This window comes from Geomonas oryzisoli (genome assembly GCF_018986915.1).
GTDB classification, from domain to species: domain Bacteria; phylum Desulfobacterota; class Desulfuromonadia; order Geobacterales; family Geobacteraceae; genus Geomonas; species Geomonas oryzisoli.
Map to the genome: position 1 here is coordinate 230,550 of NZ_CP076723.1, position 26,065 is coordinate 256,614.

The following is a 26,065-nucleotide window of genomic DNA, read 5'->3' on the forward strand; positions in this document are numbered from 1 at the left end:
CTTCAGCTCAGCTTCTTGTGGAAGACCCGCGTCGCCGCCAGGCCGAGCAGGGTTGCGAAGATGGCGAGCCCCAGCAGATCCTGCCACATGGTCAGCACCGGGGACCCCTTCAAAAAGACGTTGCGCAGGATGGCCATGTAGTAGCGCGCCGGCACGACGTGGGTGATCCCCTGCACCAGGGCGGGCATCTGGTCGATGGGGTACATGAACCCCGACAGCAGGAACGCCGGCAGGAAGGTGGCTATCAGGGAGATCTGGCTTGCCGCAAGCTGGGTCTTGGCGACCACGGAGAAGAAGTACCCAAGCGACAGCACCACGATCAGAAAGAGGAGGGTGCTCAGCAAAAAGACCCAGATGTGCCCCCGGAAGGGGACGCCGAACCACCACACCCCCATGATGGCGCAGAGGCTCGTGTCGGCGAGCCCGATCACAACGTAGGGGGCGAGCTTGCCGAGCATGATCTCCAGCGGCGTCACCGGGGTGGAGATCAGCTGCTCCATGGTGCCGCGCTCCCACTCCCGTGCCACGGTAAGCGAGGTGAGGAAGGTCCCGACCACCGCCATCACCATGGCCACCACGCCGGGGACGATGGTGACCATGCTCTCCAGGTTCTCGTTGAACCAAGTCCGGGCGTCGACGCTCAGGGGAAGCCGCGCCTGTCCCTGTCCGCGTCCCTGCAGCCATTCCAGCTGGAGCTGCTGGGAGTGGGCCTGCGCCACCGCCTCGGTGTAGCTCATGCCGAGGCTCGCGCTGTTGCTGTCGGTGCCGTCGAAGATCGCCTGCACGCTCACCTTCTGTCCCGAGCGGAGTTTTCTGGAGAAATCGGGGGGCACCACGAGTCCGATCTGACACTGCCCGGCGTCGATGGCCCGCACCAGTTCCGGGTAGTTCGACACCGTCTTGACCACCCGGAAATAGACCGACGACTGGAAGCGCTTCAGGAAGTCCTGGCTTTGCTGGCTCTTTTCCTGGTCGTAGATGTAGACCGGGATGTGTTTGGTGTCGAAGCTCACGCCGTAGCCGAAGGCGAACATCATCACGATGGGCATGGCGATGACGATGCCGATGCTGCGGGCGTCGCGCCGGATCTGGATCATTTCCTTGCGCGCCATGGCGCAGAGCCGGTTCCAGTTCATTGCCCCTTCTCCTTGTCGGTTACGGCCGTCTCCGTTTGATCGCCTTTATCCCGGTTATCCCTTTTATCCCTGTTCTCTTCGGTTTTGTTGAGGCTGGTCAGCGACACGAAGACGTCCTCCAGCGAGGGGCGGATCTGTTCGATGCGGGTCGCGGTGATGCCGCGCTCGGCGAGAAAGCCCTTCACCTCCGGGATGGCCCGCTCCGCCGAGGGGACCACCAGGTGCAGCGCGTTGCCGAAGATGGCGGCATCGGACACCCCCGGCGCCCGCTGCAACTCCTCCAGGGCCTTCCCCACCTGGTCGCACTCGAGCAGCAGCAGGTTCCCCGCCATGCTCTTTTCCTTCAGCTCAAGCGGCGAACCCGAGGCGACGATCCTGCCGCGGTCGATCAGCACCAGGCGGTTGCAGTACTCGGCCTCGTCCATGTAATGGGTGGTCACGAAGACGGTGACCCCGTCGTCGGCCATGCGGTGGATCAGCTCCCAGAAGAGCCGGCGCGAGATGGGGTCGACCCCGGAGGTAGGTTCGTCCAGGAAGACGATGGGTGGGCGGTGCAGGACGGCGCACCCCAGGGCCAGGCGCTGCTTCCACCCCGCGGCGAGGGTCCCGGTGAGAAGCTGTTCCCGCCCGGAGAGCCCCGCCATGTCTATGGCCCAGTCGATCCGTTCCTTCTGTTCGGCCGCGGGGACGCTGTACATCCCGGCGAAGAAGCGCAGGTTCTCGATCACCTTCAGGTCGTTGTACAGGGAGAACTTCTGCGACATGTAGCCGATGTTCTGCCGCACCCGCTCCGGTTCGCGCGCCACGTCCAGCCCGGCCACGACGGCCTTGCCCGAGGTGGGACGCAGCAGGCCGCAGAGCATCCTGATGGTGGTGGACTTGCCGGCGCCGTTGGGCCCGAGGAACCCGAAGATCTCGCCGGGGCTCGCCTGGAGCGAGATGTGGTCCACCGCCACGAAGTCGCCGAAGCGCTTCACCAGGTCCTGCACCACGACTGCGGGGGCGGTGCCGTTCATCGCTCGCCCCTTTGTGTGCCGCGGTCGCCGTCTTCCCGGGCTCCCTGTCCCTGTACCGCCTCGACGAAGAGGTCTTCGATGGAGGGGGCGACCTGTTCGATGGCGTCGCAGGAAAGCCCCGCCGCTGCGATGCGGTCGCGCAGTTCCGGGATCATGCGCCCGGGGTCGTGCACCACCAGGTGCAGGCCGTCCCCGACGATCATCGCGGTGGAGATCCCCTCCACCCCGGCCAGGAGGTCCCGCACCGGGCGCGGTTCCGCGCAGACGATGGAGAGGACGGCGCCGGGAAGGGAGTCCTTCAGGTTGGCGGGGGTGTCGCAAAAGAGCATGCGCCCCTCGTGCAAAAGCGCCACGCGGTGGCAGCGCTCCGCCTCGTCGAGGTAGGCGGTGGTCGTGAGGATGGTCACCCCCTGGTCCAGGAGCGTGTAGAGGATGCGCCAGAAGTCGCGTCGCGACACCGGGTCCACCCCGTTGGTCGGCTCGTCCAGCAGGATCACCTCCGGGGTGTGGATCAGGGCGCAGACGAGCCCCAGTTTCTGCTTCATGCCGCCGGAGAGTTTCCCGGCCAGGCGGGAGCGGAACTCCGACATCCCCGCCGCCCGCAAAAGCTCGACAGCGCGCGCGTCCCGCTCCTGGCGCGGCACCCCGAAGAGGTCGGCGTAGAAGCGGATGTTCTCGTCCACCGTCAGCTCCTCGTACAGCCCGAAGCGCTGCGGCATGTAACTGATGCGGTGCTTGGCCCTCTTGGCGTCACGGGAAAGATCGAAGCCGGCGACGGTGGCGCTCCCCTCATCCGGCGCGAGCACCCCGGCGAGCATGCGCATCGTGGTGGTCTTGCCGGCGCCGTCGGGGCCGACCAGCCCGAAGATCTCGCCGCGCCGGACGGCGAAGGTGAGCCCGTCCACGGCGCGCACGCCGGGAAAGGACTTGGTGAGCCCGTCGAGCTCTATGGCGTTGCCTGCCTCGCTCATGTCACTTGGCCGGGGCTACGGCCAGGGTCGCATCCGCCGGCATCCCAGGCTTCAGCTCGTGCCCGGGGTTCTCCAGCTCGATCTTGATGCGGTACACCAGGGTCACCCGCTCCTTGTGGGTCTCCACCGACTTCGGGGTGAACTCGGCCTGCGAGGAGATGAAGGAGACCCGCCCCCGGTAGGTCTTGCCCGGGTAGGTGTCGCTCTTGACTTTGGCGACCTGCCCGAGCTTCACCCGGCCCAGATCGGTCTCGCTCAGGTAGCCGCGCATCCAGAGGTGGTCCAGGTCGGCGACGGTGGCTACCGGGCTCCCGGCAGTCAGCACCTCGCCCAGTTCGGCCTGGCGCACCAGCACCACGCCGGTGATGGGGGACTGGAGGGTGGTGTAGGAGAGCTTGATCCTGGAGAGCTCCAGCGCCTGGCGCGCCGAGCGGACGGCGGCGCGGTTCACCTCCACCTGCTCCTTGCGCACCCCTTCCAGCACCTGGTCGTAGTTCTGCTTCGCCCGCTCCAGGACGGCCTGGCTCCGCTTCAGCGCCGCGGCGGCGGTATCACGCACCTGCGCCGAGACTTCGTCCTTTTCGTAGAGGGCCTGGTAGCGCTGCAGGTCGTGCTTTTTCAGCTCGTAGTCGGCCTGGGCGTCCAGCACCGACTGGTGCGCCGCCTTCTTCTCCTGGGGACGGCTTCCCGCCGTCGCGAGCCCCAGCTCGGCCTGGCGCGTGCCGACGGCCGCCTCGTCGATCTGGACCTGCTGCCGGTAGTCCCCCTGGTCCAGCCTGGCCAGGACGTCACCCGCCTTGACCAGCTGTCCCTCCTCGATGGGGAGCTCCGCCAGCCGACCGGGAACCTTGAAGCCGACCACGCTCTCGTGCGCCTCGATGTTCCCGGAGAGGGTGATCGAGGTGGCCTCGGCGTCGTTATGGGCGCGATGGGTGAAGAAGTATCCGGCGCCGACCAGCACGGCGACCAGCAGGATGATCGGGATCAGTTTTCTTTTCATGGGTGCATGACCTCGCAATTATTCGATGCCCAGGAAGAGCCGGTACACCTTTTCCGTGTCGCCCAGGGCGCGGGCGAGCGCGATCTTCGCCTCGGCATGCTGCGCCAGGGCGTTCAGTTCGTTGTCCCGGGCCCGCGCCAGCGCGTCCTGCGCCGTGACCACCTCGATGTTGTTGGCGATGCCGTTTCTGAATCGGTCGCCTGCGTACTGCAGTTCGCGCTCGGCGAGCTCGGCCCCCTCGCGAGCGGTGGCGACCTGGTCGGTGGCGGAAGTGAGGTTTAACAGGGCCTCCCGGATGTCCTGCTCCACGCCGAGCTTCAGGTCGGCGATCTGGCGCTGGTTGCGTTCCAGGCGGCTGTCCAGCTCCAGGCGCTCACCCTTGCGGTCGTAGTCGAACAGGTTCAGCACCAGGTTGACCTGGAGCATGCCGGTGGGGTCGAGGTTGCTCATCTCCTGGCCGCTGGTGCCGTAGTTACCGCTCACCACGATCTTCGGAAGGTAGCGTGAGCGGGAGGCCTTCACCTGCTCCTCCAGCGAGGCGCGCTGGGAAAACAGCGAACGGTAGTCGGGACGGCTCTCCAGGGCTGCCTGGATTCCCTGCTCGATCCGCGGCGGTTCCAGGGGCTTGTAGGCGAGCTTGTCGGTGAGCGTGACAGGGGTGCCGAGATCGATGCCGACGCTGCGGGAGAGGGCGAGCAGGGCGAGCTGTGCGTTGTTACGCGTCACCAGGAGGTTCTGGCGGTCGTTGGCGAGCTGAACCTGGGCGCGCAGCACGTCCAGGCCGTCGGCCACCCCGGCGGCGCGCTGGTCCCGGGCGAGCTTCTCCAGCACCTCCGATGTCTGCACCCGGCTCTGCGCCGTCGCCACCCGGGCCTCGGTGTAGGCCGCGTTCAGGTACTGCACGGTGACCAGGCGGATCACCCCCCCGCGCGCGTCCCGGTAATCGTCGAGCCTGGCCTGCTTTTCCTTCTCAGCCGCCTTGATGGTGTGGTAGCTCTGCAGGTCGAGGATGTTCTGCTCGCCGTAGATGCGGAAGTCGTAGCTGGTGAAGGGGCCGACCACGGCGGGAGAGTTCGGGAGGCTGATCCCCTGGGCGCGCAGGTTGCGGGTTTGCCAGGCGAAGGGAGTCTCGATGCGCAGGTGCGGGAGGTAGCTGGAGAGCCTCCGTTCCCGCGTCCCTTCCGCCTCGTCCACCCTGGTCCTGGCGAGGACCGCGTTGAGGTTCGTCTCCAGCCCGCGGGTGATGGCCTGGTCCAGCGACAGCGCGACAGGCGGGGAGTCCTGGGCGGCGGCCTCCCTGACCGCCATCCCGAGCAGCAGTAAAACGGTCACCAGTTTCAAGGTCTTTACGATCATGGCGTGTCCTTCGTTGCCTGTTGCTGTTACGAGCGCGCTCCGTCCACGAAGACCTGGATGCTCTTTTTCAGGTTCTCTTCCAGCGGATCAACCGGGTTGAGCGACCAGGTGATCATGGTGCCGAAGATGATGCGCTGGAAGCTCTGCGCGATGCTGAAGGCATCGAGGTCGCTGCGGAGCTCCCCTGACTGCTGGCGTCTGGCGATCAGGACGGCGAGCTGCTCGATGTTACGCTGCATCGCCTCCGCCATCCGCTTCTGGACCGTCTCGCTGCCGAACACGGCGGTCATCAGGCTCTGGATCAGCCCGGGACTCTTTTCCTGCTCCATGGTCAGCGTCACCGCCAGTTGCAGCAGAAGCGGCGCGAGCGGGCGGTCCGAGTCACGGTTGCTCGCGACGAATTCCGCCACCCGCTCCATCTGCAGTTCCCGGTATTCCAGCAGAACGCTTTCCTTGTTGTCGAAGTAGTTGAAGAAGGTTCCCTTGCCCACGTCCGCGGCGGCGGTGATCGCCTCTATCGTGGTGGCGTTGAACCCTCTCTCCGCAAAGAGCGAGAGCGCGGCACGAAAGATCCGCTCCCTGGTTTCTTCGCTTCTCTTCGCCCTGCGGCCGGACTGGCGGCCGGCAGCGGCGGGGATCCGTTCGGTGGTGTTGCTCATCACGTCTCTCCTTAAGTTGACCGATGGTCAGGTGTGACTATAGGTCGTGTTGCGCAGTATGTCAAGTGGTCGTGAGAAGAGGTGGGCAGGGTGGGGGAGGACGGTGGGGGAGTGGGGAAGTTATTGAGGCGGAAAACCAACACGCATCGCTACTAGCTAAAAAGAAAGGGGGGCTGTCTGTCGACAGCCCCCTTTACTACGTCCTACTTCCAACCTTCCTAGTCTTCCTCTTCACCCTGGTGCTTCGGCCCGCGCGGCAGCTCGAGCAGCTCGGCTCCGAGCGACTCCGCGATGAACTTCAGTTCGCACATGCGCATGTGCTGGCCGTACACCTTGAGATCGAGGTCCGCTACCGCCACCAGTACGTGCCGCGGCTGGTGGGCTCCGTCCTGCATCTTGGTCCTGTGCCGATAAAAGATTTTGCCTGCCATGAAAGGGTGCCTCCTTTCCTTTTTATCCTCCATGAGGAGGGGGTACACCTTCATTATACAGGTTGATCATGTGGACGGCCAGTCGATGTATCACATGAAAGTGTCGACCCGCTTCCTCACACCCTGATCAGGGTGCCCACCTTCTCCTTGCGGATCGCCATCCCCACGGTGCCGCGCTTGTGGCCGTTGACGATGCGAATCTCCTTCACGTTGGCCATGTCCCGCAAGAGGTAGAGCATCTTCCGCTCCAGGACCATGTCCTCCATGTCCATCTTGATCAGCTCGTCCACCGTGATCTCCTCGATCAGTTCCGCCTTGGGGTTCACGCGCGGATCTTCCGTGAAGAGCCCGTCGACGTTCTTGACCAGGATGCAGCTCTTCGCCCCCAGCACCTCCGCCATGAGCAGGGCGCCGGTGTCGGTGCGGTGCGGCGGGATGAGGCCCGTCTCCGGCGGGTGCTCGTAGAGCCCGTAGGGCGGGGTGCCGTGGATCACCGGCAGCAGCTTCAGGTGCAGCATGGTGGGGAGGTCGAGGAGGTCGCCGGTCTTGACGCGGCTCCCCCCCCAGCGGGAGAGGAGCAGGGTGACGATCTCGGCATTCTGCTCGCTGATCTTCCCGGCGAGCTCGGCAAGGACGCCGGTCGGCATGCCGAGGTCGATGCCGATGTCCAGGATGTGGCGCACCCTTACGCCGCCGCCGGTAACCACCATGAGCTGGTTTTCCCGGGACAGCTCGCCGATCTCCTCCAGAAGCGGCAGGACCACCTCGCGCCCGTAGTCGATGATGCCGTGCCCGCCGATCTTGACCACGTTCAGGTCGGGAACGAGCCGAAGCGTGGCGGCTCCTGCCCCGCGCTTGAGCCCCTTGCGGACCAGTGTTTCCCCCTTCAGGTGCGATTCGATTTCATGTCGTGCATTCATAACAGAACCTCCAGTGTTGGGTTCACTAATATTCCCGCAGCAGCCTTCGGGGGAGGGTCTCCCACGAGACGTTCTCGATTGGATGATCCGGAGGGCGAACCAGCAGCACCGATGCCCCGCCGCGCAGCACCGTCTTCGGCTTATCCCCGATGGAGACCGGCTCTTCCGGGGCCAGCGTGCTTCCGTCGAGGCCGCGCACCGCGTCGACGTCCGGCTGCTCGAGAAGCTCCCGCACGGTGAGCACCAGCCCGGGGCGTACCCCGGTGAGGCTTCCTCTCATGCGGCCGTCGTCGCCCGACAGTCGCAGCCCCACGCCGGCAAGGGCACCGATCACGCCGTGGCCGGTCCCGCCATGCTCGGACAGGTGCACCCCGAGTCTGCCGGCCAGCTCCGTGGCCTCACTCTTGGTGATCACCTCCAGTTTGGCCCGCCTGCCGAACGCTACCAGCTCGGCAGGGGCTGCGATCTGCTCAAGGACAGCGACGCAGAGTCCCGGATCGGAGCCGTCGGCGCACTCCCGTCCCAGGAAGTCGCAGGCGAAGGAGATCAACTGCGCAAGAGCCCCCTGCTGCATCTCCACCGGAAAGCACATGGTGCTGTTGTGCGAGGTGTAGGGTATGTCGGGATGGACCAGCAACTGGTGCCGGCTGATGAACCCGGCTGTCCCCCAGCCGTTCTCCTCGATGGCTTCGGCGATGAGCGAGGCGATCTCACCGGTTCCCCTGCTGACAGAATTATCCGTATCGTCGATAGCTATCAGTACTCGTACTGGCATGGCGGCTGCTCTCTTTGGAGTGAACGGGAGCGACCGACATACTATAGCATGGTGTTGCAGGAACTTAAGGGGAGGGGGAGCGCTAGGTATGAAAAAAAGTTATTTTTTCTTTGGTAGTGAGGTGTGGTTCGTTGTGCCTATGGACGCTTCGCGTTTGAAGGGATAACCGGTGCAAGAAATGAAAAAGGGTTACGACTATGTCGTAACCCTATTGATTTTTGGCTCCCGAGGTAGGACTCGAACCTACGACACACGGATTAACAGTCCGCTGATCTACCGACTGATCTACTCGGGAATATCTGGTTTTCTTCGCCCTGTGCCGCGAAGAGATTACGTGTATAGCATAGCGGTTTTTGGCTGTCAATAATATTTCTGCTGCCTCTTCAATAGAGCCTGTCATTTTTTGCACGGGGATATTTGCTTGATTTCGTAGTGTCGGCAAATCGATTACTTGTGCTGCAGTCCTGTTCGCATGCCTCATAGAGTCTGCGGCGCGGTGTTCCCTGGCGTTGACATTAATCGCCGCCGCGGGATATATTCAAAACTCTTGATACATTCTCCTGGATGCCAAAAGGACCCCATGAACAGGCAACTCGAAAGGCTGTACCGGACGGCGGCGCTCCTGGCGCTCATCACCATCTTCTACAACATCCTCGAAGGGGTCGTGTCCGCCTGGTTCGGTTTCGAAGACGAATCACTGGCGCTCTTCGGGTTCGGTCTGGACTCCTTCGTCGAGGTGGTTTCCGGCGCGGGCATCTGGCACATGGTGCGCCGCCAGCGGGAAAACCCCGAGCAGGCCCCCGACCAGTTCGAGCGCGGCGCGCTCAGGATAACCGGCGGCGGCTTTTACCTCCTTGCGGCCGGACTCCTCTTCACCGCCGCTTATGACGCCTTTCGCGGCCACGCGCCCACCACCACCTTCTGGGGTATCGTCGTTTCCTGCATCTCCATACTTTCCATGTGGCTGTTGATCCAGCAGAAGGTCAAGGTGGGGAAGGCGCTCGGCTCCCAGGCCATCCTCGCCGACGCCGCCTGCACCAAGGTCTGTCTCTATCTCTCCGTCATCCTGCTTGTCTCCAGCGCCGGCTACTACCTTACCGGCATCGGCTGGCTCGATTCGGCCGGAGCCCTCGGTATCGCCTGGTTCAGCCTGAAAGAGGGGAAGGAGGCCTTCGACAAGGCAAGCGGCCTCCCCTGTTCATGCAGTTGAAGTTCAGCGGGTTAGCCGGAGGCTGACCACAACTTTTCGTGTCGAGACCGCCTGCACCGTTTATGGTGCCGATGACCGGAATCGAAGAGCGACTCCTCTTTGCCCGAACGGATTCGCTCCCCGTAGTGCTCCTACTAAGCTGGTAAAAAAGGAGCAGCTTTTCTTGCGCCCCGTGCAAAGGATGGTAGCCTTTCTCATGTGTTTTGGCTGCTATCGTTTTAACAAAGGAGGGCGCTCGTAGATGCTCAAAGAATTCAAGCAGTTCGCGTTGAAGGGAAACGTGCTCGATCTGGCAATTGCGGTCGTCATCGGCGCGGCCTTCGGCAAGGTGGTAAGCTCTTTCGTCGCAGACATCATCACCCCCCCCATCGGCAGACTCCTCGGCAACATCGATTTTTCCTCCTTGTTCCTCAACCTCTCCAGCACCCCGGTCCGGTCGGTAGCGGAAGCCAAGGCCGCGGGGGTACCAGTGATCGCCTACGGCCTCTTCCTGAACTCCGTGTTCGACTTCGTCATCGTAGCCTTTGCACTGTTCCTGCTGGTGCGGCAGGTCAACAGGCTGATGCCGGCACCGGCCGCACCCGTGACCACCAAGGAATGCCCGCACTGCTGCACCATGATTCCGGTCAAGGCTTCACGCTGCCCCAATTGCACATCCAACCAGTAGGAGCTGAACGAGCCGCGCACCCGAAAAGCTAGACAACATTAGAAGCCTAAACAAACAGAGGAGGTGTCAGATGAAAAAGTACCTGCTGTTGCTTGTTCTGGTTCCAGCACTGTTGTTCACCCTGCTCCCGCAGGCACGCGCCGAAATCAAGGCGCAAAGCTTCTCCCTCTCACCCTTTGTCGGCGGCTACACCTTCATCGGCAAGGAACACCTGGAGACCGCGCCGGCCTTCGGGGTGCGCGGCGGCTACAACCTCACCCAGCACTTCGGACTCGAAGCCGTGTTCGACTACGTTCCCACCGAAGGAAAGCGGAACAGCAACATCGGCGACCTCGATGCCTACAACTACCACCTCGACATGCTTTATCACTTCCTTCCGGACCGGCAGCTGGTTCCCTACGTCGCCGCCGGCTACGGCGGACAGTCCCGCGAAGCGAAGGGAAACTTCGAGACCAGCAGGCCCGCTTTCAATTACGGTGTCGGCTTGAAATACTTCCTCACCGATGCGCTGGCCTTGCGCGGCGATCTGAGGCACCTGATCCTGAGGGAAGACGGCGAGTCGTTCCACAACCTGGAGTACAGCGTCGGCGTTGATTTCGTATTCGGCGGCGTTAAAGCGGCACCTGCAGTTGCGGCCAAACCGGAACCGGCACCGCCGGCACCGGCACCTGCCGAGGAACCGCCGCTGGAGCCGGTGCCTGCGGCTGAGCCGACCCCGGGTCACTACAAGTACTGCGTCACTCTGCACGGCGAGTTCGACATTGACAAGGCGGCCATCCGTCAGGAGGACAAGGATCAGATCGGTGTGGTCTGCGAGTTCATGAAGCAGTATCCGACCACCACCGCCGTGATCGAGGGGCACACCGACAACGTGGGAGCACCCGAGTACAACCTCGGCCTCTCCAAGCGTCGCGCCGAGGCCGTAGTCGACTACATGGTCGCCAGCTGCGGCATCGACCGCTCCCGTCTCGAGGCGCGCGGCTTCGGCATGGCGCGCCCCGTGGCGTCCAACGCCACCGACGAGGGGCGGCAGGCGAACCGTCGTATCGAGGCGATCATCGACTGTGCCTTCGACGTGAAGGAGGTCAAGCCTCCCGAGCGTCTGTGCATGGCGCTGGTGGTCGAATTCGACACCGGCAAGGCGAACATCAAGCCGCAGTACAAGGATGAAATGGCGAAGGTAGCCGACTACATGAAGAAATACCCGACCACCACCGCGGTCATCGAAGGGCATACCGATAACGTCGGCGGGTACGAGTACAACATGAAGCTGTCGCGGGAGCGCGCCGAGAGCGCGGTGCAGTACCTGGTCGACAACTTCGGCATCGAGAAGAGCCGCCTCGCCGCCAAAGGTTACGGCTACACCAGGCGTATCGCCTATAACAGCACCGCCGAAGGCCGCGCCAAGAACCGCAGGATCAACGCCATCATCGACTGCGTGGTTACTAAATAGACAAAGATTAAGATTAAGATTAAGAGAACCGGGCCGTTGCTGATCACAAATTGCCCAATAAAAAAGGGGAGGCCGTATGGCTTCCCCTTTTTGTTGTGTTGTCTCGACGCTATCTCACTCCGCTCCCCTCCCCCGGAGGGGGAGGGCTAGGGAGGGGGAGCAGGCGGCTCGTTCAAACAATCCCCCCTCCCGTCCTCCCCCCTCCAGGGGGAGGAGAGTTGGTCTCCCTCTAACCTATCTCTTTCGCGATGAACCGCTGCACGCCGCGCAGCATCTCGTCTACGTCCGCGGTGCGGTACCTCTCTCCCTGTCCGGACAGGAAGTCCGCTTTCATGTAGCACCAGTCCTTGACCCGCTGGTAGGTCCCCACCTGGTATGCCTTCGCCTGGTAGAGCGCCTCGTTCATCTCATCGGTGCTTCCCGTCGCGATCCCCTTGTTGGCGCAGATCAGCATCAGCACCTGTTCCAGCAGCACCGAGGCAAGGATGCAGGCGGTATGGTTGTCACCGCGTTTCAAAAAATCGGAGGTCCTGCCGCCCAGGTATTCCAGCACCGCATGGTCCAGAAAAAGGCTGATCTCGGTGAGGCCTCCCTGTTCGTATTCCTCGCGGGCGGACTGCACGATGGCGCGGCAGTTGTCGAAGCTTTCCTTGTAGGTGATGTTGATGATCTTGGAATAGATGGACTGGAAGTTGCGGTAGTAGGCGCTTTCCTCACCGAAGATCTGCTGCAGCAGGCTGAGCGCCGAGTTGGCCCAGTCCTGGAACAGCTTGGAATCGACGGTGGCCGCGATGTCGTTGATCAGCTGGGAGGAGCTGACCTTTTTCGCCTTTTCGGCCAGTTCCTCGAACTTGCGGGTGACGGTGTAGTCGAGTCTCAGCATGACGCTTGCCCCCTTTGGGGTCTACGGATCTGTAAACGCCTGTCAAGTTATAGTTTTATAGAGGAAAAGTCAAGAAACGGCTAAGGCTCACGCCGGCGTGATGCTGATGCGCGGGGCCTGCAGGCGCCTGGCCACGATGGCGCTGTGCCGCGAGCGCAGCGCCGCCAGGTTCCCCTCCAGGAAGGCGAGTGCGGAGCGGTCCGGGATCCCTGCCAGGTAGCGGTCCACCAGTTGCCCCATGAGGAGGTTGTAGTTCTTGGTCGAGGAGCCGTGGGCGTAGTTGCGGCCCGGGAAGCGGCGGATGTCGCCGTCGCAGGCCGGTGAGATGTGGTACAGCTCGTGGAAGATGGTGATCATCTTTTCGCGGAAGGAGAGTTCCAGGAAGCGGGGGACCAGGAAATAGATGACGTAGAGCATCTCCTCGCCGCGGTGGGTGATGCTGGGCATGGTGCAGAGAACGTTGCGTCTGCCGCGCCGGGCCTTGACGGACCTCTCGCCGCCGGCAAAGCGCAGCGGGTGGATCTTGGCGAGGCTTCCGCCGCGGGTGGTTCTGCCGGAGGAGACGCAGACCAGCAGCTTCTCGGGGATGATGTGGTGCAGTTCCGGGGAGCGGAGGGTGATGTCGTAGATCAGCCGCTCCAACTCCCCGGTCAGGTTCAGCGTGGTCATTACACTCCGGCTAACTTCAACTTGTGGCAGAACAGGCAGCGCATCGGCCCGTCCTTGGGTTTCACGGGGTGTTTGGCGGGGAAGGGTACGCCGCCGGGAGCGGTGTTGTGGCAGGCCGGGCACCCTTTGTCCGCCTCCATCTTGCTGCCGGTCTTCTTGAACAGCTCGTAGGAGGGTTTGTGGGTGTCGTCCAGGGGGACGCGCTTGGTTTTTTCCTCGCCGGAAATGACGTAGAAGATGATGAACACGGCAGCTATGATGCCGATGAAGATCCAGTCTTTCTTGCCGATTTTCATGTGCCCTCCAAGGATCAAATCTAAGCGGCGAGGTTAAACGGGCCGCAGGGAAAATTCAAGCGAAATTGTTAGAAGAGCTTTTAACGCAAAGGCGCCAAGGCGCAAAGAGAAAGAACAAATTGGGAATTCGGTTGTGGTTTGAAACGTACCTGCTTTTCCTTGCGCCTTAGCGCCTCCGCGTCTTTGCGTTGAGGCTTTGAAGCATGTAACGCAAAGCCGCAAATCGGTTTTTAAGGGTTGACCGCGCAGCCGATGGCGCCGTTGTGCTGCGGGTGCTTGGGTATCACGATCTCCATGCCGCACTGCGCCCTCAGCAGGTTCACCATGGCGCTGTTCAGCGCGACGCCGCCGGTGATGACCAGGGTGTCGGAGGGAAAGCGCTTCAGCATAGGCATCACCCGCTTCACGAGGGTCAGGTTGACGCCGGCGCAGAGCCTGGAGACGGGATAGCCGCGCAGGATCTGCCCGATCAGCTCGCTCTCGCCGAAGATGCCGCAGGTGGCGTCCAGCGCCACCGGTTCCTCCGCGTGCGAGGAGAGCTCGTCCAGGCTCACCTCGAGGACCGCGGCCATGTTTTCCAGGTAGCGGCCGCTGGAGGCGGCGCACTTGTCGTTCATGACGAAGTCGGTGAGCCGCCCCGCCACCACCTGGGCCACCTTGGTGTCCTGGCCTCCCATGTCCAACAGGGTGAAGTCGGCAAGCCCGGTCTGGGTGCGCGCGCCGGCGACGTGGGCCTTGATCTCGGAGATGACCCGCGCGCCATGCAGGTTGATGCTGTTACGGCCATAGCCCGTCACCGTGATCTGCGCCTCGGCCAGTTCCTCTGCGCTGAAGATGCCGCTTCCCAGCAGGTCGAGCGACAGCTCGTCGTTCACGATGCTGCCGTACTTCTTGTAGAAGGCGATGGTATCAAGGTCCGCCAGCCTGACGATTTCGTTGCCGCGCATCAGGGCGAACTTCGCCTTCCTGCTTCCCAGATCGATTCCTATTCTCAACGTGTCTGACACCTGAATCTGTTCTCCTGTCACTGCCTGCCGCTGCCATGCTTATCCGGAACTATCGGGCGCGGTTTTATCTTGTGGCGCTGCTTGCCAATTGCAGAGGCCATTGTATATTTTGTCACGGGTTTGGCACAGCCGAGGGACTGTCAGCCGCGTTCATCGAACAGTTCCAGAAACCCTTCCAGCCTGATCTTGGTCCTGGCATCGATATCACCCGGTTTGTCACCTTCGAGCGTCAGAATCGGGAGTTTGATGCTCTTTCTGAGCACCATGTCCTCGATCTGTCTGAAGCAGAAGGATTGCACATAGTGGATTACCCCGTCCACCTTGCGTTTCTCCAACTCCCGGCTGATATCGCCGATCCGGTGGAAGATGTCGTACGGGTAGCTGTAGGCGCGGTACTGCTCCACGAGGTCCTGGATACCGTACGGCATGGAGAACTGCCGCTGGGTTTCGTTGAAGACGACGCGGGCACCCACCTGCTCCACGAAGTCGTACAGCCCGGAAACGATCGGGGGCACCCCGAGGTAGGCGAGCCTGATCCGCTCCCTGCGCTCAGGCCTCTGCGCCGCCTGCGCCAGGAAGGCGTCCACCTCGGCCTCGAAGGCATCGAGGTCGCCATTCATGTCCGAGGTGCAGACCTGGAAGTAGTGGTTTTCCTCCCCGGTCACCCGGTTCTCCTGCCAACTGAGGCGGTCGATCTCGTGCACCTTTGCCCTGATGCGGTCCAGGCGTTTTTTCGCCTCGTCCACCTCGGCCCAACTGACGCCGAAAAAGGACATCAGCTTTTCGATCTCCGCCTTGAGCGGCGCGGCTTCGCGGCCCGCCGGGTAGGCGAAGGGATAAACCCGTACCCCGTTCAGCGAAAGAACTTCCATGAGGGCCTTGGTGTAGCTGCAGTCCCCTTCCGTGACGGCGATCATCTCCTTCACGCCGCTGGCGACCACAGCGCCGTAGATACCCTTGATCCAGGCGCAGACGTTGCGGGGGAAGCCGGTAAGCTCGGCATCTTCTATCAGTGAGGTCTTTTCGGGATGGGTGATGAAGACGTTGTTGAGATCGATGGGAACCACTCCCGCCGCGACCAGTACTTCCAGCGGGATGGTGGTGGTAAAGCCTACTCTGCGCAAAAGTTCTACTCCGTCTTGATGAAAAATAGGTAGATGAGGAATGCACCGATGGCGAGACCGCCGAAGGCGAAGGGAAGTGTCGAGGAGACGTTCAGGGAGTCGCCTTCCGCCGGCATGGTGTAGCGAATCAGTAGCAGTAAAGAAATGGTTGTGAAGAGAGCCGCCAGCACGAACTTCGACCGCACCACCACCGCGTAGAAGGCGATGATCAGGAAGCCGCAGACAATCCAGGGATTGGAGAGTGCGCTTTTCACGGTCAGGTGCCGGACGAAGTCTACCAAGTGGGCCGTCTCGAACGGTGAAAGCCTTTCCGCAGTTTTCTGTAAGAGCTCAGAGCTGTCCATTGGTTCTCCTAACAAAGGCTAGATTATATTCATATCGGCGAATTTAGCAAGAAGTTAAAGAGATAGGGTGGTTGGGGGGCATTGCAGCCGGTTTTTGTCTTGAATGGATAGACACTAATTGTTCTCAGTGAAAGGAGTCCTGGTATGGAAGAGCTCAAGTCAACCCCGCTGCGTGCGGACCATGAGAACCTCAAGGCGCTGATGGCGCCCTTCGGCGGATGGCTGATGCCGATCCAGTACTCCGGGATCATCGCCGAGCACAAGTGGTGCCGTGAGAAGGCCGCACTCTTCGACATCTGCCACATGGGTGAGTTCCTCTTCAAGGGAGACGTGGTTGCGGACGGGCTGGAGGACGTCTTCACCTTCTCGGTCAATTCCATCCCCGTGGGGCGCTCGCGCTACGGCTTTCTGCTCAACGACGCCGCAGGGGTGATCGACGACCTCATCGTGTTCCGACTGGGCGAGGACGAGGCGATGATCGTGGTCAACGCCGCCACCACCGACAACGATTTCGCCGTGATCCGCTCGCGGCTCAAGAATCCCGCCTCCCTCACCGACATCTCCGCCCGCACCGGAAAGGTGGACCTGCAGGGTCCGCTCTCCCGCGAGATCATGGTGGAGCGTTTCGGGGCCCAGATCAGGGACATCCCCTTCTTCAAGTTCATCAAGACCAGCATCCTCGGGAGCGATGCCATCGTCAGCCGGACCGGCTATACCGGTGAACTCGGCTACGAGATCTTCTTCCCGGCGGACCGGGTGGCGGAGCTGTGGCGTCTGCTGCTCGAAGATCCCCGGGTAGCGCCGGCCGGGCTGGGCGCCCGCGATCTGCTGCGGCTGGAGATGGGATATTCCCTCTACGGCAACGACCTCGACGAGACCATCACGCCTTTGACCGCCGGGCTCTCCTCGTTTGTGAACATGAACAAGGAATTCGTGGGCAAGCCGGCTTTGGAGCGGGAGTCGGAACAGGGCTCGCCCCGCATGAAGGTCGCCTTCAAGGTGGACTCACGCCGCGCGCCGCGTCACTTCTACCAGATCCTGCAGGGAGGGGAGGAGGTCGGTGTGGTCACCAGCGGCGCCTTCTCCCCCATGCTCTCCTGCGGCATCGGGTTGGGGCTGGTCAAGCCCGAGGCCGCGGCGCTGGGGACGCGGCTCACCATCAGGAATGAAAAGGTGGAAATGGAAGCCCAGGTGGTAGAGCTTCCCTTCTACACCGGAGGGTCGCTCAGAAGCTGAAATCATTAACATGGATAAAAGGGATACAGGGGATAAAGACATGTCTCTAGCGGTTATCCCTTTTATCCCCTTTATCCCTGTGCGTTTTGTTTTTCATCCAATAAACGGAGGTCGCACCATGACAAAGTTCTACACCAAGGAGCACGAGTGGGTCGAGATGGCGGGGGCGCAGGCGACGGTGGGGATCAGCGAACACGCGGCTCACGAGCTGGGGGACATCACCTACGTCGACCTTCCCAAAATCGGCAAGAACGTCAAGCAGTTCGATGCCCTGTCGGCGATCGAGTCGGTCAAGGCGGCAAGCGACATCTACGCGCCGGTTTCGGGCAAGGTGACCGAGGTGAACCAGGCGCTGGACGAAGCACCGGAGCTGGTGAACCAGGGGGCCGAGTCGCAGGGATGGATCTGCAAACTCGAAGGGGTCAATGAAGCCGAACTTGGCGCGCTCATGGATGCCGCGGCCTATGAAGAATACCTGAAAGGACTGTGACATGGGATACTGCCCAAACACGCCGGATGACATCCGGGACATGCTGGCGGTGATCGGCGCGGCCAGCGTGCAGGAGCTCTTCGCCCCGATCCCCCCGGAACTGCGCGCCAAATCATTCGACCTCCCGCCGGGCATGTCCGAGTTGGAGCTCATGCGGCTCATGAGGGAGAAGGCCGCCGCCTGCGGCGCCGACATCACCCCCTTCATCGGCGGGGGCATCTACGACCACTTCATCCCCGCCGCCGTCGACCACCTCGCCTCCCGCGCCGAGTTCTACACCGCCTACACCCCGTACCAACCCGAATGCGCGCAGGGGACACTCCAGGCGCTCTACGAATACCAATCCGCCATCTGCCGCCTGACCGGGCTGGAGGCGTCCAACGCCTCGCTCTACGACGGCGGCACCGCGGTGGCGGAGGCCGCGCTCATGTCGCTGCGCATCACCGACCGGCACAAGGTCGTCCTCGACGCGTCCGTGAACCCGTTGCACCGGGAGATCGTGACGGGGTATCTGCACGGGCTGTCGGCGGAAGCGGTAGTGGTGGCGCCGGACGGCTGCGCCTCCGACCTTGCCCGCCTGATGGCCTCCATCGATGACGAGACCGCCGCGGTGATCGTGCAAAGCCCCAACTTCTTCGGGTCGGTGCAGGACTTCAGGGAGCTGGCGCAGAAGGCGCACGACCACGAGGCGCTCCTGGTCGTCTCCTGCTACCCCATCGCCCTGGGACTCGTGGCCAGCCCCGGCGAGATGGGAGCGGACATCGCGGTAGGCGAGGGGCAAAGCCTGGGCAACCACGTCTCCTTCGGCGGTCCATACTTCGGCTTCATCGCCACCCGCAAGCGCTTCATCAGGAACCTCCCCGGCCGCATCGCCGGCGAGACCATCGATCACCAGGGGCGGCGCGGGTTCGTGCTCACCCTGCAGGCGCGCGAGCAGCACATCAAGAGGCACAAGGCCACCTCCAACATCTGCAGCAACCAGAGCCTGTGTGCCCTGCGCGGCCTCATCTTCTGCGCCGCCCTCGGGAAAAAGGGGTTCGAAGATCTGGGCCTTTTGAACTACGACAAGGCGCAGTACGCCAAGTCGGTACTCGGCGCGGTGCGCGGGGTGGACCTGCTCAACCCCGGCGCCACCTTCAACGAGTTCACCGTGGCCCTTCCCAAGGACGCGGCCGAAGTGGTACAACGGCTGCTCGACAAGGGCGTGGCGGCGGGAGTGCCGCTGGGACAGTACTACCCCGGCATGGAGCGGGCGCTGGTGGTGACCGTGACCGAAAAGCGGACCAAGGAAGAGATCGATCGCCTGGCGGCGCTGCTTGAGGAGGTGTTATGGAGCTGATCTTCGAGAAATCCGTCTCCGGACGCACCGGCGTCAGGGTCCCGTTGAGCGACGTTCCCACCGCGGCGCCACTGCCGGACGAGCTGACGCGCAAGGAGCCGGTGCGCCTGCCCGAGGTGGGCGAACTGGATCTGGTGCGCCACTACACCAACCTCTCGCGCAGGAACTTCTCAGTCGATACCAATTTCTACCCGCTGGGCTCCTGCACCATGAAGTACAACACCAAGGTGACCGAGAATGTCGGCGGGCTCTTCGCCTCCTGCCATCCCATGCTGGCGCTGCTTCCCGGAGGGGACAAGCTGGTGCAGGGACCGCTTGCCGTCATTCACGAACTGGAGCGCCAGCTGGCCGAGATCACCGGCATGGAGGAGGTGACCACCCAGCCACTGGCCGGCGCCCACGGCGAGATGACCGGCATCATGGTGATCGCCGCCTACCACAAGGCGCGCGGCGATGAAAAGCGGAAATACGTCATCGTCCCGGACTCCTCGCACGGCACCAACCCGGCCAGCGCCGCCATGGCCGGCTACGAGATCGTGACCGTTCCGACCGCCCCTTACGGCGACATGGACCTCGACCTGTTCCGGCAGGCGATGAACGACGAGGTGGCGGCGGTGATGCTGACCTGCCCCAACACCCTGGGGCTCTTCAACCCGCACATAGCCGAGATCTGTGCCATCGCCCACGAGGGGGGCGCGCTCACCTACTACGACGGCGCCAACCTCAACGCCATATTGGGCAAGGTCCGGCCGGGGGACGTCGGCTTCGACGTCATCCACGTCAACCTGCACAAGACCTTCGGCACCCCGCACGGCGGAGGCGGCCCCGGGAGCGGCCCGATCGGGGTGCGTGGCGACCTGGTCCGTTTTCTCCCCACCCCGCGCGTTGTGCGCCGGGACGACGGCAGCTACGCCGTGGAAGACCATCCCGAAGGGATCGGGCGCGTCTCCGACTTCTTCGGCAACTTCGCCATCATGATGCGCGCCTACGCCTACATCACGCTTTTGGGGCGCGAGGGGCTGATCGAAGTGAGCGAGCAGGCGGTCCTCAACGCCAACTACATGATGGCGAGGCTCAAGGAAGAGTACGACCTTCCCTTCGACCAGACCTGCATGCACGAATGCGTCTTTTCAGCGAGCCGGCAGGTGCAAAGCGGCGTGCACGCCATCGACGTGGCGAAGTACCTGATCGACCGGGGCTTCCATCCGCCGACCGTGTACTTCCCGCTCAACGTCAAGGAGGCGATCATGATCGAGCCGACCGAGACCGAGAGCAAGCAGACCATGGATGCCTTCATCGAGGTGATGCTGGAAGCGGCGCGGCTGGCCAGGGAGAATCCGGAGCGGCTGCACCAGGCGCCGGTGACCACCCCGGTCGGACGCCTCGACGAGACCCGCGCGGCGAGGATGCAGCAGGTGTGCTGCGAATAAAACCAAAAAGCAAAGGCAAAACCATTGGCCACGGAGAAAATCTGAGAACATCTGAGGAAAGACAAAAGCGGAGAAAGAACTTTACGGAAAGGCTACAGGATGCAGCCATCCATGGCTAAAGCGAAGCAGCGGATGTGTGGCCACTGTTTCTGCTTTTGCTGTACCCCTAAAAGTCTTTTGTATTTCTCAGATTTCCTCAGATTTTCTCCGTGGCCAATGGTCTAGAGGTTTTGATGTGTAAGTGGCGATTGATAGATACGGGACCGCTGGAAGGCCCCGCCAACATGGCCCTGGACGAGGCGCTGCTCAACTGTTTCCAGAACGATCCCACCCGGCCGGTCCTGCGCCTGTACGGCTGGACCCCTGCAACGCTTTCCGTGGGCCGCTACCAGAACGCGGCGGTCGCACTGGATCTCGGTCTTTGCCAGGATGAAGGGGTGCCGGTGGTACGCCGCATGACCGGCGGCGGCATCATCTACCACACGGCGGAGGTGACCTACAGCGTGGTCTGCGCTCCGGAACATCTGGGCGACCGGACCGGGGTCAAGGACGGCTTTCGCAAACTCTGCGGCTTCCTGCTCGGCACCTACCAGCGCCTGGGGCTCGATGCCCGCTTCGCCGTAGACTGCAATCCGGGCGAGGAGCGGCTGGGAGAGCGGACATCCTTCTGCTTTGCCGGCAAGGAGGAGTTCGACGTGGTCGTGCGCGACCGCAAGATCGGCGGCAACGCCCAGCGCCGCCTGTCGGGTGCAATCCTGCAACATGGCTCGATCCCGCTGGAAAACAGGGTGCAGCAGGGAATGCGTTACCTCAAAGAACCGGCACCCGGCGCGGCACGTTCCGTGAGCCTGGCGGAACTGGGGCACACCCCGGAACCGGACCAACTGAAGCGTCTGCTGGTCGAGTCGTTCCAGGAGCGCATGGGGGTGGAACTGCTCCCGGAGCCGCCGACCGAACAGGAGCTGGTGACCGCGGGAAAGCTGGAGCAGCACAAGTACCGCTGCCCGAGTTGGACCATCGAGGGGCGGAGCTAAAGGTAAACGATGCGAGTCCCCTCTCCCCCTGGGAGAGGGTGCCCGAAGGGCGGGTGAGGGCTCTGGCAACTACCGTAATGTTGCCTTTGGCAACTCCCTCACCCTGACCCTCTCCCGGAGGGAGAGGGGATGTGGACGGTTTTGGGGGTGGAATGGAAGTTTTGCGCAAGCCGGAATGGCTGCAAAAGAAAGTGAACCCGGCCGCACACGCCGAGATGGAAGGAATGCTGAGGGAACTAAACCTCAACACCGTCTGTCAGCAGGCCCGCTGCCCCAACATCACCGAGTGTTTCCGGCAGAGGCAGGCGACGTTCCTGATCCTCGGGCGTGCCTGCACGCGGCTTTGCTCCTTCTGCTCAGTCTCGAAGGAAGTGCCCCTGCCGCCGGAGCAGGGCGAGCCGGTCGCGGTAGCCGAGGCCGTGTGCCGTCTGAAGCTCTCCCACGTAGTGATCACCAGCCCTACCCGTGACGACCTCGCCGACGGCGGTGCCCGGCAGTACGCCGAGACGGTCGCCGCCATCCGCCATGCCTCCCCCGCAACGAAGATCGAACTGTTGATTCCGGATTTCCAGGGGGATCTGGAGGCGCTTAAGACGGTGTTGGCGAGCGCGCCGGACATCTTGGGGCACAACCTTGAGACGGTGCCGAGGCTGTATGCGATCCGTTCGGGCGCCGATTACCGGAGATCCTTGCAGCTTCTGGCCAATGCGCACAGGCTGGAACCGGAACTGAAGACCAAATCGGGATTGATGCTCGGGCTGGGTGAAGAGGAGAACGAACTGCTCGCCGTGTTCAGTGATCTGGTGGAGGTCGGCTGCAGCTATCTGAGTCTCGGCCAGTATCTCGCTCCCAGCCGGCAGCACTACCCGGTGCAGCAGTTTATCGAGCCGGAGCGCTTCGACCGGCTAAAGCAGCAGGCCCTTGCCGCCGGCCTTCTCCACGTCGAGAGCGCCCCCTACGTTCGGAGTTCGTACATGGCCGAGAGGTACGGGGAAAGGGGCGAGGGGACTGGCTCCGCCGGGTGCCTGTCCCCTTAGGATGCTGAGCAGAAAGGAGCGTTCCCGTCCCTCCCGAAGCGCTGCAAAAGGCCTAAGGTTCCCCCCTTCGCAAAGGGGAGGACGCGAGTTCACGTGCAGCGCTTTTGTGAACAGCAGATAGGCGTCGCTGGACTTCGCGGATAAACCTTCACGAGGTGGGGGCGGGGGGATCTTGTGGCGCTTATTCCCCCAGTGAATCCAGCACGTTCTTCAAATGGGCGAAACCCGATGCTGCCGTAGGCCAACCGGCATAGAACGCGATATGCGTGATCGCCGCCACCAGCTCTTCCTTGGTCAGCCCGTTCTCCAGTCCCTTCTTGAGATGAAATTCCACCTGCTCGATCCGGTTCAGCGCCACCAGGCACGTAACCGTGATCAGGCTCTTGTCCCGCGGCGACAACTCCGGCCGCTCCCAGATCTCCCCGAACAGGAAATCCTTGGTCAGCCTGGCAAAGTCCGGGGCCACCGCCTCCAGATCGCTCATCCCTTTTGCTGCTTCAGGTTTTGCCATTGTGTCCTCCTGTGCGGCTCATTATGCCGCCTCGGCAATACCGAGTTTGCGTAGCCAGTCCGATAGTTTCTGCCCGGCCCGGTTGACCTCGCCGCCGCGAATGGCAAGTCCTTCGAGGACCGTAGCGCCGGGACAGAGATCCCTGATGTCCCGCGCGCTTTGCCCTAAGCCGGTGCCTTCATGGGTGATGAACGGCACGATGGCCTTATCGCCGAAATCGTGTCCAGCCAAGTATGTCATGACCGGCGGTGCTACCGTGTTCCACCAGTTCGGGGAGCCTACGAACACGACGTCGTAGTTGGCGACGCCGGTACCCTTTGTCTTCAGCTCCGGCCGGTGCCCCGTCCGCAGTTCCCGCTTCGCCTGGTTCACGACTGTGTCGTAATCTTGAGGATATGGTTGTGCCGGTATCAGTTCGAGCAGGTCGCCACCCACCATCCGGTTGATCTGCCGGGCACATTCCCTGGTGTTACCTGAATGCGAGAAGTAGACGGTCAGCACCTTCCACCCCTCAAAGCTCGCCTTGTTGCTTTCATTGCTCATCAAAACATCCTCTCTGTACTGCTTTTTGTTTATCAGCTCCGTCAGGCACTAAAGGGGAGTCCTAAGGGGACAGGCATCTTACGGAGCCAGTCCCCCGGCAGCCGTTGCCCACGAAGCGCTGCACAAGCCCTCACGTCCCCCCCTTGATAAAGGGGGGCAGGGGGGATTTGCCCAGATTTCCTCAGATTTTCTCCGAGCCTACGCGCTGAGCGCTACGGCCCGCAAGCGTGGCCAATGGTTTGGATTTTGCCGCGATCAGCGCCGGGTCCGCAGCGACCGCCGCCCACCACGGCCTGTCCTGGGTGGCTGCTGATGAGTAGACCGGTTCGCCCATAACCGGCATGGCCACCTCGATGTTGCATGCCTTCGCTAGGGAGAGGATCCTGTCGAACGGTTCGCGCCACGCGTGCATAGATAGGTCGAAGGTGCCGTTGTGGATCGGCAACATCCGTTTTCCCCTGAGGTCGAGGTGTGCCTGCACGGTTTCTTCCGGCATCATGTGCACCCCCGCCCAGTTCACGTTGTAGGCTCCGGCCTCGAGGAGGGTGAGGTCGAAGGGGCCGTACTGTTCGCCGATCCGTTTGAAACCGTGGAAATAGCCGGAGTCCCCACTGAAAAATACCCGGAAGCCGGGAGCGAGGATGGTCCAGGAGTTCTGCAGGGTCTGGTTCTTGTTGAAGAGGCCGCGGCCGGAGAAGTGCCTGCAGGGAGTGGCGACCAGGCGGATGTCGTCCACCTGCGTCGACTGCCACCAGTTCAACTGTCGGACCTTGGCGGCGGGGACACCCCAGCCCGTTATGATGTCGCCCACGCCGATCGGCACCAGGAAGTGCTCCGTCTTGCCCGCCAACTTGACGATGGAATCGCGGTCGAGGTGGTCGTAGTGGTCATGAGAGATGATCACGGCCTTGAGGGGAGGTAATTCCTCGATGCTGATCGGCGTCTGGTGGAATCGCAGCGGACCCGCCCACTGTACCGGTGACGCCCGGTCGGAGAACATCGGGTCGGTGAGCCAGAAGGCATCCTGCAGCTTCAGGAGCACGGTGGAATGGCCGATCCTGAAGGCGGTGTTGTCGGGCGCGGCGAGCAGTGCTTCGCGGGACAGCTTGTGGACCGGGATTGCCCCTTTAGGACGGGTGTCGGCAGGTTTGTTGAAGAAGAAATTCCACATGACGCGGGTTGATTCGAGCACTCCTCCGGTGGTCATTACGTCTCCTGTTGTTTCTTTGGCGGCTTCCGTCGACCTCTCATGGCCGACTCCGCCGCCGCTACCTACTGTCATGACTGTTAAGCCTCCGACAACCACTACCGTGATTATTTTACGCTTCAGGTTCATTTGTTCCCAGTGGAGCCACCGGCCCGAGGCGGCCGCGCCGGTGGCGTATATTTTTGGAGCTTTCGGACTTTGTGGGAAGCTGCCTTGCTGCCCCCCCTCCCTTGACGGGAGGGGGACATTCAGGCGAACTTATTCCGCTTTCAGCGACGCCATGTCGATGGAGAAGCGGTACTTCACGTCCGACTTGACCAGTCTTTCGTAGGCCTCGTTCACCCTCTGGATCGGGATCACCTCCACGTCGGAGGTGATGTTGTGCTGCCCGCAGAAGTCGAGCATCTCCTGGGTTTCAGCGAGTCCGCCGATGAGCGAGCCGGAAACGCTGCGCCGGCCGAAGAGAAGCGCGAAGGAGGAAAGGGCGAGCGGCTTGTCCGGCGCGCCGACCAGGGTGATGTTCCCTTCCAGCGCGAGCATGTGGATATAGGCGTTCAAGTCGTGGTCGGCGGCGATGGTGTCGAGGATGAAGTTGAAAGTCCCCGCGTGCTGCTTCATCTGCTCCGCATCGGTGGAGATGATCACCTCGTCGGCGCCCAGGCGCAGGGCGTCCTCTTTCTTGCCGGGCGAGGTGGTGAAGACCACGACGTGGGCGCCGAATCCCTTCGCGAATTTGACTCCCATGTGGCCGAGGCCGCCCAAACCTACCACGCCGACCTTCTTGCCCTTGATGTCGCCCCAGCGGTGGATGGGGGAGTAGGTGGTGATTCCGGCGCAGAGAAGCGGTGCGACGCCTGCCAGGTTCAGGTTGGTGGGGACGCGCAGCACGAAGTGCTCGTCGACCACGATGCTGTCCGAGTAGCCGCCGTAGGTTACCCCACCCAGGTGCTTGTCAGGGGAGTTGTAGGTGAAGGTCGCGTTGGTGCAGAACTGCTCCAGGTTTGCCTCGCAACTCGGGCAGCTGTGGTCGGAATCGACCAGGCAGCCGACCCCCGCCAAGTCGCCCGGCTTGAACTTGGTGACCGCGGAACCGACCTTGGTGACGCGTCCCACGATCTCGTGTCCCGGCACGCAGGGATAGATGGTGGGCATGACGCTGTTCCACTCGTCGCGCACGGTGTGCAGGTCGGAGTGGCAGATGCCGCAGAAAAGGATTTCGATCTGGACGTCGCGGTCGGTCGGCTCGCGGCGCTGAATGGTGGTCGATGCCAGCGGGGCAGTCGCGCTGGCGGCGGAATATGCTTTTGCCTTATACATGGTT

28 protein-coding genes and 1 tRNA gene are annotated in these 26,065 nt (G+C 62.5%); 9 read left to right on the forward strand and 20 right to left on the reverse strand.

The genetic code is table 11. The features are described from left to right. Positions 1-2: 2 nt before the first annotated feature. The 10 genes from KP004_RS01020 to KP004_RS01065 form a co-directional block, all read right to left on the reverse strand. Positions 3-1,136, reverse strand: coding sequence for an ABC transporter permease (locus KP004_RS01020; RefSeq protein WP_216800546.1), 1,134 nt, complete (start codon positions 1,134-1,136; stop codon positions 3-5). After that, positions 1,133-2,152 carry an ABC transporter ATP-binding protein gene (locus KP004_RS01025; protein ID WP_216800547.1) on the reverse strand — a complete coding sequence of 340 codons (1,020 nt, stop codon included), beginning with the start codon at positions 2,150-2,152 and terminating at the stop codon, positions 1,133-1,135. Before KP004_RS01025 ends, KP004_RS01020 begins: the two co-directional genes overlap by 4 nt. Beyond that, positions 2,149-3,123 carry an ABC transporter ATP-binding protein gene (locus KP004_RS01030; protein ID WP_216800548.1) on the reverse strand — a complete coding sequence of 325 codons (975 nt, stop codon included), beginning with the start codon at positions 3,121-3,123 and terminating at the stop codon, positions 2,149-2,151. Before KP004_RS01030 ends, KP004_RS01025 begins: the two co-directional genes overlap by 4 nt. 1 nt (position 3,124) lies before the next feature. Beyond that, a complete protein-coding gene (locus KP004_RS01035; RefSeq protein WP_216800549.1) occupies positions 3,125-4,123 on the reverse strand; it encodes an HlyD family secretion protein in 999 nt (332 codons plus the stop codon). An 18-nt stretch (positions 4,124-4,141) separates the two neighbouring features. Further along, positions 4,142-5,479, reverse strand: a complete 1,338-nt coding sequence (locus KP004_RS01040) for a TolC family protein (RefSeq protein WP_216800550.1) — start codon at positions 5,477-5,479, stop codon at positions 4,142-4,144. A 26-nt stretch (positions 5,480-5,505) separates the two neighbouring features. After that, positions 5,506-6,138, reverse strand: a complete 633-nt coding sequence (locus tag KP004_RS01045; RefSeq protein WP_216800551.1) for a TetR/AcrR family transcriptional regulator — start codon at positions 6,136-6,138, stop codon at positions 5,506-5,508. Between the two features lie 218 nt (positions 6,139-6,356). Beyond that, the gene (locus tag KP004_RS01050) at positions 6,357-6,569 is read right to left on the reverse strand and encodes a hypothetical protein (protein WP_216496797.1); all 213 of its coding nucleotides are present in this window, start codon (positions 6,567-6,569) and stop codon (positions 6,357-6,359) included. A gap of 116 nt (positions 6,570-6,685) precedes the next feature. Continuing rightward, positions 6,686-7,489, reverse strand: coding sequence for an amino acid kinase family protein (locus KP004_RS01055; protein ID WP_216800552.1), 804 nt, complete (start codon positions 7,487-7,489; stop codon positions 6,686-6,688). 25 nt (positions 7,490-7,514) lie between these two features. Further along, complete coding sequence (locus KP004_RS01060) at positions 7,515-8,264, reverse strand: hypothetical protein (RefSeq protein WP_216800553.1); 750 nt, start codon at positions 8,262-8,264, stop codon at positions 7,515-7,517. 219 nt (positions 8,265-8,483) lie between these two features. Beyond that, positions 8,484-8,559 (reverse strand) — tRNA-Asn (locus tag KP004_RS01065). 285 nt (positions 8,560-8,844) lie between these two features. Between KP004_RS01065 and KP004_RS01070 the strand changes: the two genes are divergently transcribed. The 3 genes from KP004_RS01070 to KP004_RS01080 all read left to right on the forward strand — a co-directional run bounded on the left by KP004_RS01070 (position 8,845) and on the right by KP004_RS01080 (position 11,594). Then, entirely contained in the window at positions 8,845-9,474 is a 630-nt protein-coding gene (locus KP004_RS01070) for a cation efflux transmembrane domain-containing protein (RefSeq protein WP_216800554.1), read from the forward strand. A gap of 241 nt (positions 9,475-9,715) precedes the next feature. Beyond that, complete coding sequence (gene mscL / locus KP004_RS01075; RefSeq protein ID WP_216800555.1) at positions 9,716-10,141, forward strand: large conductance mechanosensitive channel protein MscL; 426 nt, start codon at positions 9,716-9,718, stop codon at positions 10,139-10,141. 70 nt (positions 10,142-10,211) lie between these two features. After that, the gene (locus tag KP004_RS01080) at positions 10,212-11,594 is read left to right on the forward strand and encodes an OmpA family protein (RefSeq protein ID WP_216800556.1); all 1,383 of its coding nucleotides are present in this window, start codon (positions 10,212-10,214) and stop codon (positions 11,592-11,594) included. 229 nt (positions 11,595-11,823) lie between these two features. Here the strand turns inward: KP004_RS01080 and KP004_RS01085 are convergent, their stop codons facing one another. The 6 genes from KP004_RS01085 to KP004_RS01110 all read right to left on the reverse strand — a co-directional run bounded on the left by KP004_RS01085 (position 11,824) and on the right by KP004_RS01110 (position 15,917). After that, entirely contained in the window at positions 11,824-12,477 is a 654-nt protein-coding gene (locus KP004_RS01085) for a hypothetical protein (protein WP_216800557.1), read from the reverse strand. Between the two features lie 87 nt (positions 12,478-12,564). After that, positions 12,565-13,146, reverse strand: a complete 582-nt coding sequence (locus KP004_RS01090) for a putative metallopeptidase (RefSeq protein WP_216800558.1) — start codon at positions 13,144-13,146, stop codon at positions 12,565-12,567. Continuing rightward, positions 13,146-13,442, reverse strand: a complete 297-nt coding sequence (locus tag KP004_RS01095; RefSeq protein WP_216800559.1) for a cytochrome C — start codon at positions 13,440-13,442, stop codon at positions 13,146-13,148. Before KP004_RS01095 ends, KP004_RS01090 begins: the two co-directional genes overlap by 1 nt. Positions 13,443-13,672: 230 nt before the next feature. After that, entirely contained in the window at positions 13,673-14,449 is a 777-nt protein-coding gene (locus KP004_RS01100; RefSeq protein ID WP_216800560.1) for an acyl-CoA dehydratase activase, read from the reverse strand. Positions 14,450-14,589: 140 nt separating this feature from the next. Continuing rightward, positions 14,590-15,573: a 2-hydroxyacyl-CoA dehydratase family protein gene (locus KP004_RS01105; protein WP_216800561.1), complete on the reverse strand. Its 984-nt coding sequence runs from the start codon at positions 15,571-15,573 to the stop codon at positions 14,590-14,592. A 5-nt stretch (positions 15,574-15,578) separates the two neighbouring features. Continuing rightward, complete coding sequence (locus tag KP004_RS01110; RefSeq protein ID WP_216800562.1) at positions 15,579-15,917, reverse strand: hypothetical protein; 339 nt, start codon at positions 15,915-15,917, stop codon at positions 15,579-15,581. A gap of 144 nt (positions 15,918-16,061) precedes the next feature. Between KP004_RS01110 and gcvT the strand changes: the two genes are divergently transcribed. From gcvT to lipA, 6 genes are all read left to right on the forward strand, one after another. After that, positions 16,062-17,153, forward strand: coding sequence for a glycine cleavage system aminomethyltransferase GcvT (gene gcvT / locus KP004_RS01115; protein WP_216800563.1), 1,092 nt, complete (start codon positions 16,062-16,064; stop codon positions 17,151-17,153). 118 nt (positions 17,154-17,271) lie between these two features. Then, a complete protein-coding gene (gene gcvH / locus KP004_RS01120) occupies positions 17,272-17,643 on the forward strand; it encodes a glycine cleavage system protein GcvH (protein ID WP_216800564.1) in 372 nt (123 codons plus the stop codon). A gap of 1 nt (position 17,644) precedes the next feature. After that, complete coding sequence (gene gcvPA / locus KP004_RS01125) at positions 17,645-18,982, forward strand: aminomethyl-transferring glycine dehydrogenase subunit GcvPA (RefSeq protein ID WP_216800565.1); 1,338 nt, start codon at positions 17,645-17,647, stop codon at positions 18,980-18,982. After that, positions 18,973-20,412 carry an aminomethyl-transferring glycine dehydrogenase subunit GcvPB gene (gene gcvPB, locus KP004_RS01130; RefSeq protein ID WP_216800566.1) on the forward strand — a complete coding sequence of 480 codons (1,440 nt, stop codon included), beginning with the start codon at positions 18,973-18,975 and terminating at the stop codon, positions 20,410-20,412. The genes gcvPA and gcvPB overlap by 10 nt, the downstream gene beginning before the upstream one ends. Positions 20,413-20,645: 233 nt before the next feature. Further along, positions 20,646-21,446 (forward strand): lipoate--protein ligase family protein, encoded by an 801-nt coding sequence (locus KP004_RS01135; RefSeq protein ID WP_216800567.1) that lies wholly within the window; start codon positions 20,646-20,648, stop codon positions 21,444-21,446. Positions 21,447-21,598: 152 nt separating this feature from the next. After that, positions 21,599-22,483, forward strand: coding sequence for a lipoyl synthase (gene lipA / locus KP004_RS01140; RefSeq protein ID WP_216800568.1), 885 nt, complete (start codon positions 21,599-21,601; stop codon positions 22,481-22,483). Between the two features lie 181 nt (positions 22,484-22,664). Here the strand turns inward: lipA and KP004_RS01145 are convergent, their stop codons facing one another. From KP004_RS01145 to KP004_RS01160, 4 genes are all read right to left on the reverse strand, one after another. After that, a complete protein-coding gene (locus tag KP004_RS01145) occupies positions 22,665-22,994 on the reverse strand; it encodes a carboxymuconolactone decarboxylase family protein (RefSeq protein ID WP_216800569.1) in 330 nt (109 codons plus the stop codon). Positions 22,995-23,015: 21 nt separating this feature from the next. Beyond that, positions 23,016-23,537 carry a flavodoxin gene (locus tag KP004_RS01150; RefSeq protein ID WP_216800570.1) on the reverse strand — a complete coding sequence of 174 codons (522 nt, stop codon included), beginning with the start codon at positions 23,535-23,537 and terminating at the stop codon, positions 23,016-23,018. A gap of 181 nt (positions 23,538-23,718) precedes the next feature. Further along, positions 23,719-24,744, reverse strand: a complete 1,026-nt coding sequence (locus KP004_RS01155; protein ID WP_239026892.1) for an MBL fold metallo-hydrolase — start codon at positions 24,742-24,744, stop codon at positions 23,719-23,721. Between the two features lie 258 nt (positions 24,745-25,002). Continuing rightward, positions 25,003-26,061, reverse strand: coding sequence for an NAD(P)-dependent alcohol dehydrogenase (locus KP004_RS01160; RefSeq protein WP_216800572.1), 1,059 nt, complete (start codon positions 26,059-26,061; stop codon positions 25,003-25,005). Positions 26,062-26,065 lie beyond the last annotated feature (4 nt).

Bases quoted from the DNA above. Each gene is read 5' to 3' on its own strand.
- KP004_RS01160 (WP_216800572.1), bottom strand. From the start codon at position 26,061: ATGTATAAGGCAAAAGCATATTCCGCCGCCAGCGCGACTGCCCCGCTG.
- KP004_RS01145 (WP_216800569.1), bottom strand. From the start codon at position 22,994: ATGGCAAAACCTGAAGCAGCAAAAGGGATGAGCGATCTGGAGGCGGTG.
- KP004_RS01085 (WP_216800557.1), bottom strand. From the start codon at position 12,477: ATGCTGAGACTCGACTACACCGTCACCCGCAAGTTCGAGGAACTGGCC.
- KP004_RS01035 (WP_216800549.1), bottom strand. From the start codon at position 4,123: ATGAAAAGAAAACTGATCCCGATCATCCTGCTGGTCGCCGTGCTGGTC.
- mscL (WP_216800555.1), top strand. From the start codon at position 9,716: ATGCTCAAAGAATTCAAGCAGTTCGCGTTGAAGGGAAACGTGCTCGAT.
- gcvPB (WP_216800566.1), top strand. From the start codon at position 18,973: ATGGAGCTGATCTTCGAGAAATCCGTCTCCGGACGCACCGGCGTCAGG.
- gcvH (WP_216800564.1), top strand. From the start codon at position 17,272: ATGACAAAGTTCTACACCAAGGAGCACGAGTGGGTCGAGATGGCGGGG.
- KP004_RS01090 (WP_216800558.1), bottom strand. From the start codon at position 13,146: ATGACCACGCTGAACCTGACCGGGGAGTTGGAGCGGCTGATCTACGAC.
- KP004_RS01060 (WP_216800553.1), bottom strand. From the start codon at position 8,264: ATGCCAGTACGAGTACTGATAGCTATCGACGATACGGATAATTCTGTC.
- KP004_RS01025 (WP_216800547.1), bottom strand. From the start codon at position 2,152: ATGAACGGCACCGCCCCCGCAGTCGTGGTGCAGGACCTGGTGAAGCGC.
- KP004_RS01020 (WP_216800546.1), bottom strand. From the start codon at position 1,136: ATGAACTGGAACCGGCTCTGCGCCATGGCGCGCAAGGAAATGATCCAG.
- KP004_RS01040 (WP_216800550.1), bottom strand. From the start codon at position 5,479: ATGATCGTAAAGACCTTGAAACTGGTGACCGTTTTACTGCTGCTCGGG.
- KP004_RS01030 (WP_216800548.1), bottom strand. From the start codon at position 3,123: ATGAGCGAGGCAGGCAACGCCATAGAGCTCGACGGGCTCACCAAGTCC.
- KP004_RS01155 (WP_239026892.1), bottom strand. From the start codon at position 24,744: ATGACCACCGGAGGAGTGCTCGAATCAACCCGCGTCATGTGGAATTTC.
- KP004_RS01110 (WP_216800562.1), bottom strand. From the start codon at position 15,917: ATGGACAGCTCTGAGCTCTTACAGAAAACTGCGGAAAGGCTTTCACCG.
- KP004_RS01135 (WP_216800567.1), top strand. From the start codon at position 20,646: ATGTGTAAGTGGCGATTGATAGATACGGGACCGCTGGAAGGCCCCGCC.
- lipA (WP_216800568.1), top strand. From the start codon at position 21,599: ATGGAAGTTTTGCGCAAGCCGGAATGGCTGCAAAAGAAAGTGAACCCG.
- KP004_RS01050 (WP_216496797.1), bottom strand. From the start codon at position 6,569: ATGGCAGGCAAAATCTTTTATCGGCACAGGACCAAGATGCAGGACGGA.
- KP004_RS01055 (WP_216800552.1), bottom strand. From the start codon at position 7,489: ATGAATGCACGACATGAAATCGAATCGCACCTGAAGGGGGAAACACTG.
- KP004_RS01070 (WP_216800554.1), top strand. From the start codon at position 8,845: ATGAACAGGCAACTCGAAAGGCTGTACCGGACGGCGGCGCTCCTGGCG.
- KP004_RS01045 (WP_216800551.1), bottom strand. From the start codon at position 6,138: ATGAGCAACACCACCGAACGGATCCCCGCCGCTGCCGGCCGCCAGTCC.
- KP004_RS01080 (WP_216800556.1), top strand. From the start codon at position 10,212: ATGAAAAAGTACCTGCTGTTGCTTGTTCTGGTTCCAGCACTGTTGTTC.
- KP004_RS01150 (WP_216800570.1), bottom strand. From the start codon at position 23,537: ATGAGCAATGAAAGCAACAAGGCGAGCTTTGAGGGGTGGAAGGTGCTG.
- KP004_RS01095 (WP_216800559.1), bottom strand. From the start codon at position 13,442: ATGAAAATCGGCAAGAAAGACTGGATCTTCATCGGCATCATAGCTGCC.
- gcvPA (WP_216800565.1), top strand. From the start codon at position 17,645: ATGGGATACTGCCCAAACACGCCGGATGACATCCGGGACATGCTGGCG.
- gcvT (WP_216800563.1), top strand. From the start codon at position 16,062: ATGGAAGAGCTCAAGTCAACCCCGCTGCGTGCGGACCATGAGAACCTC.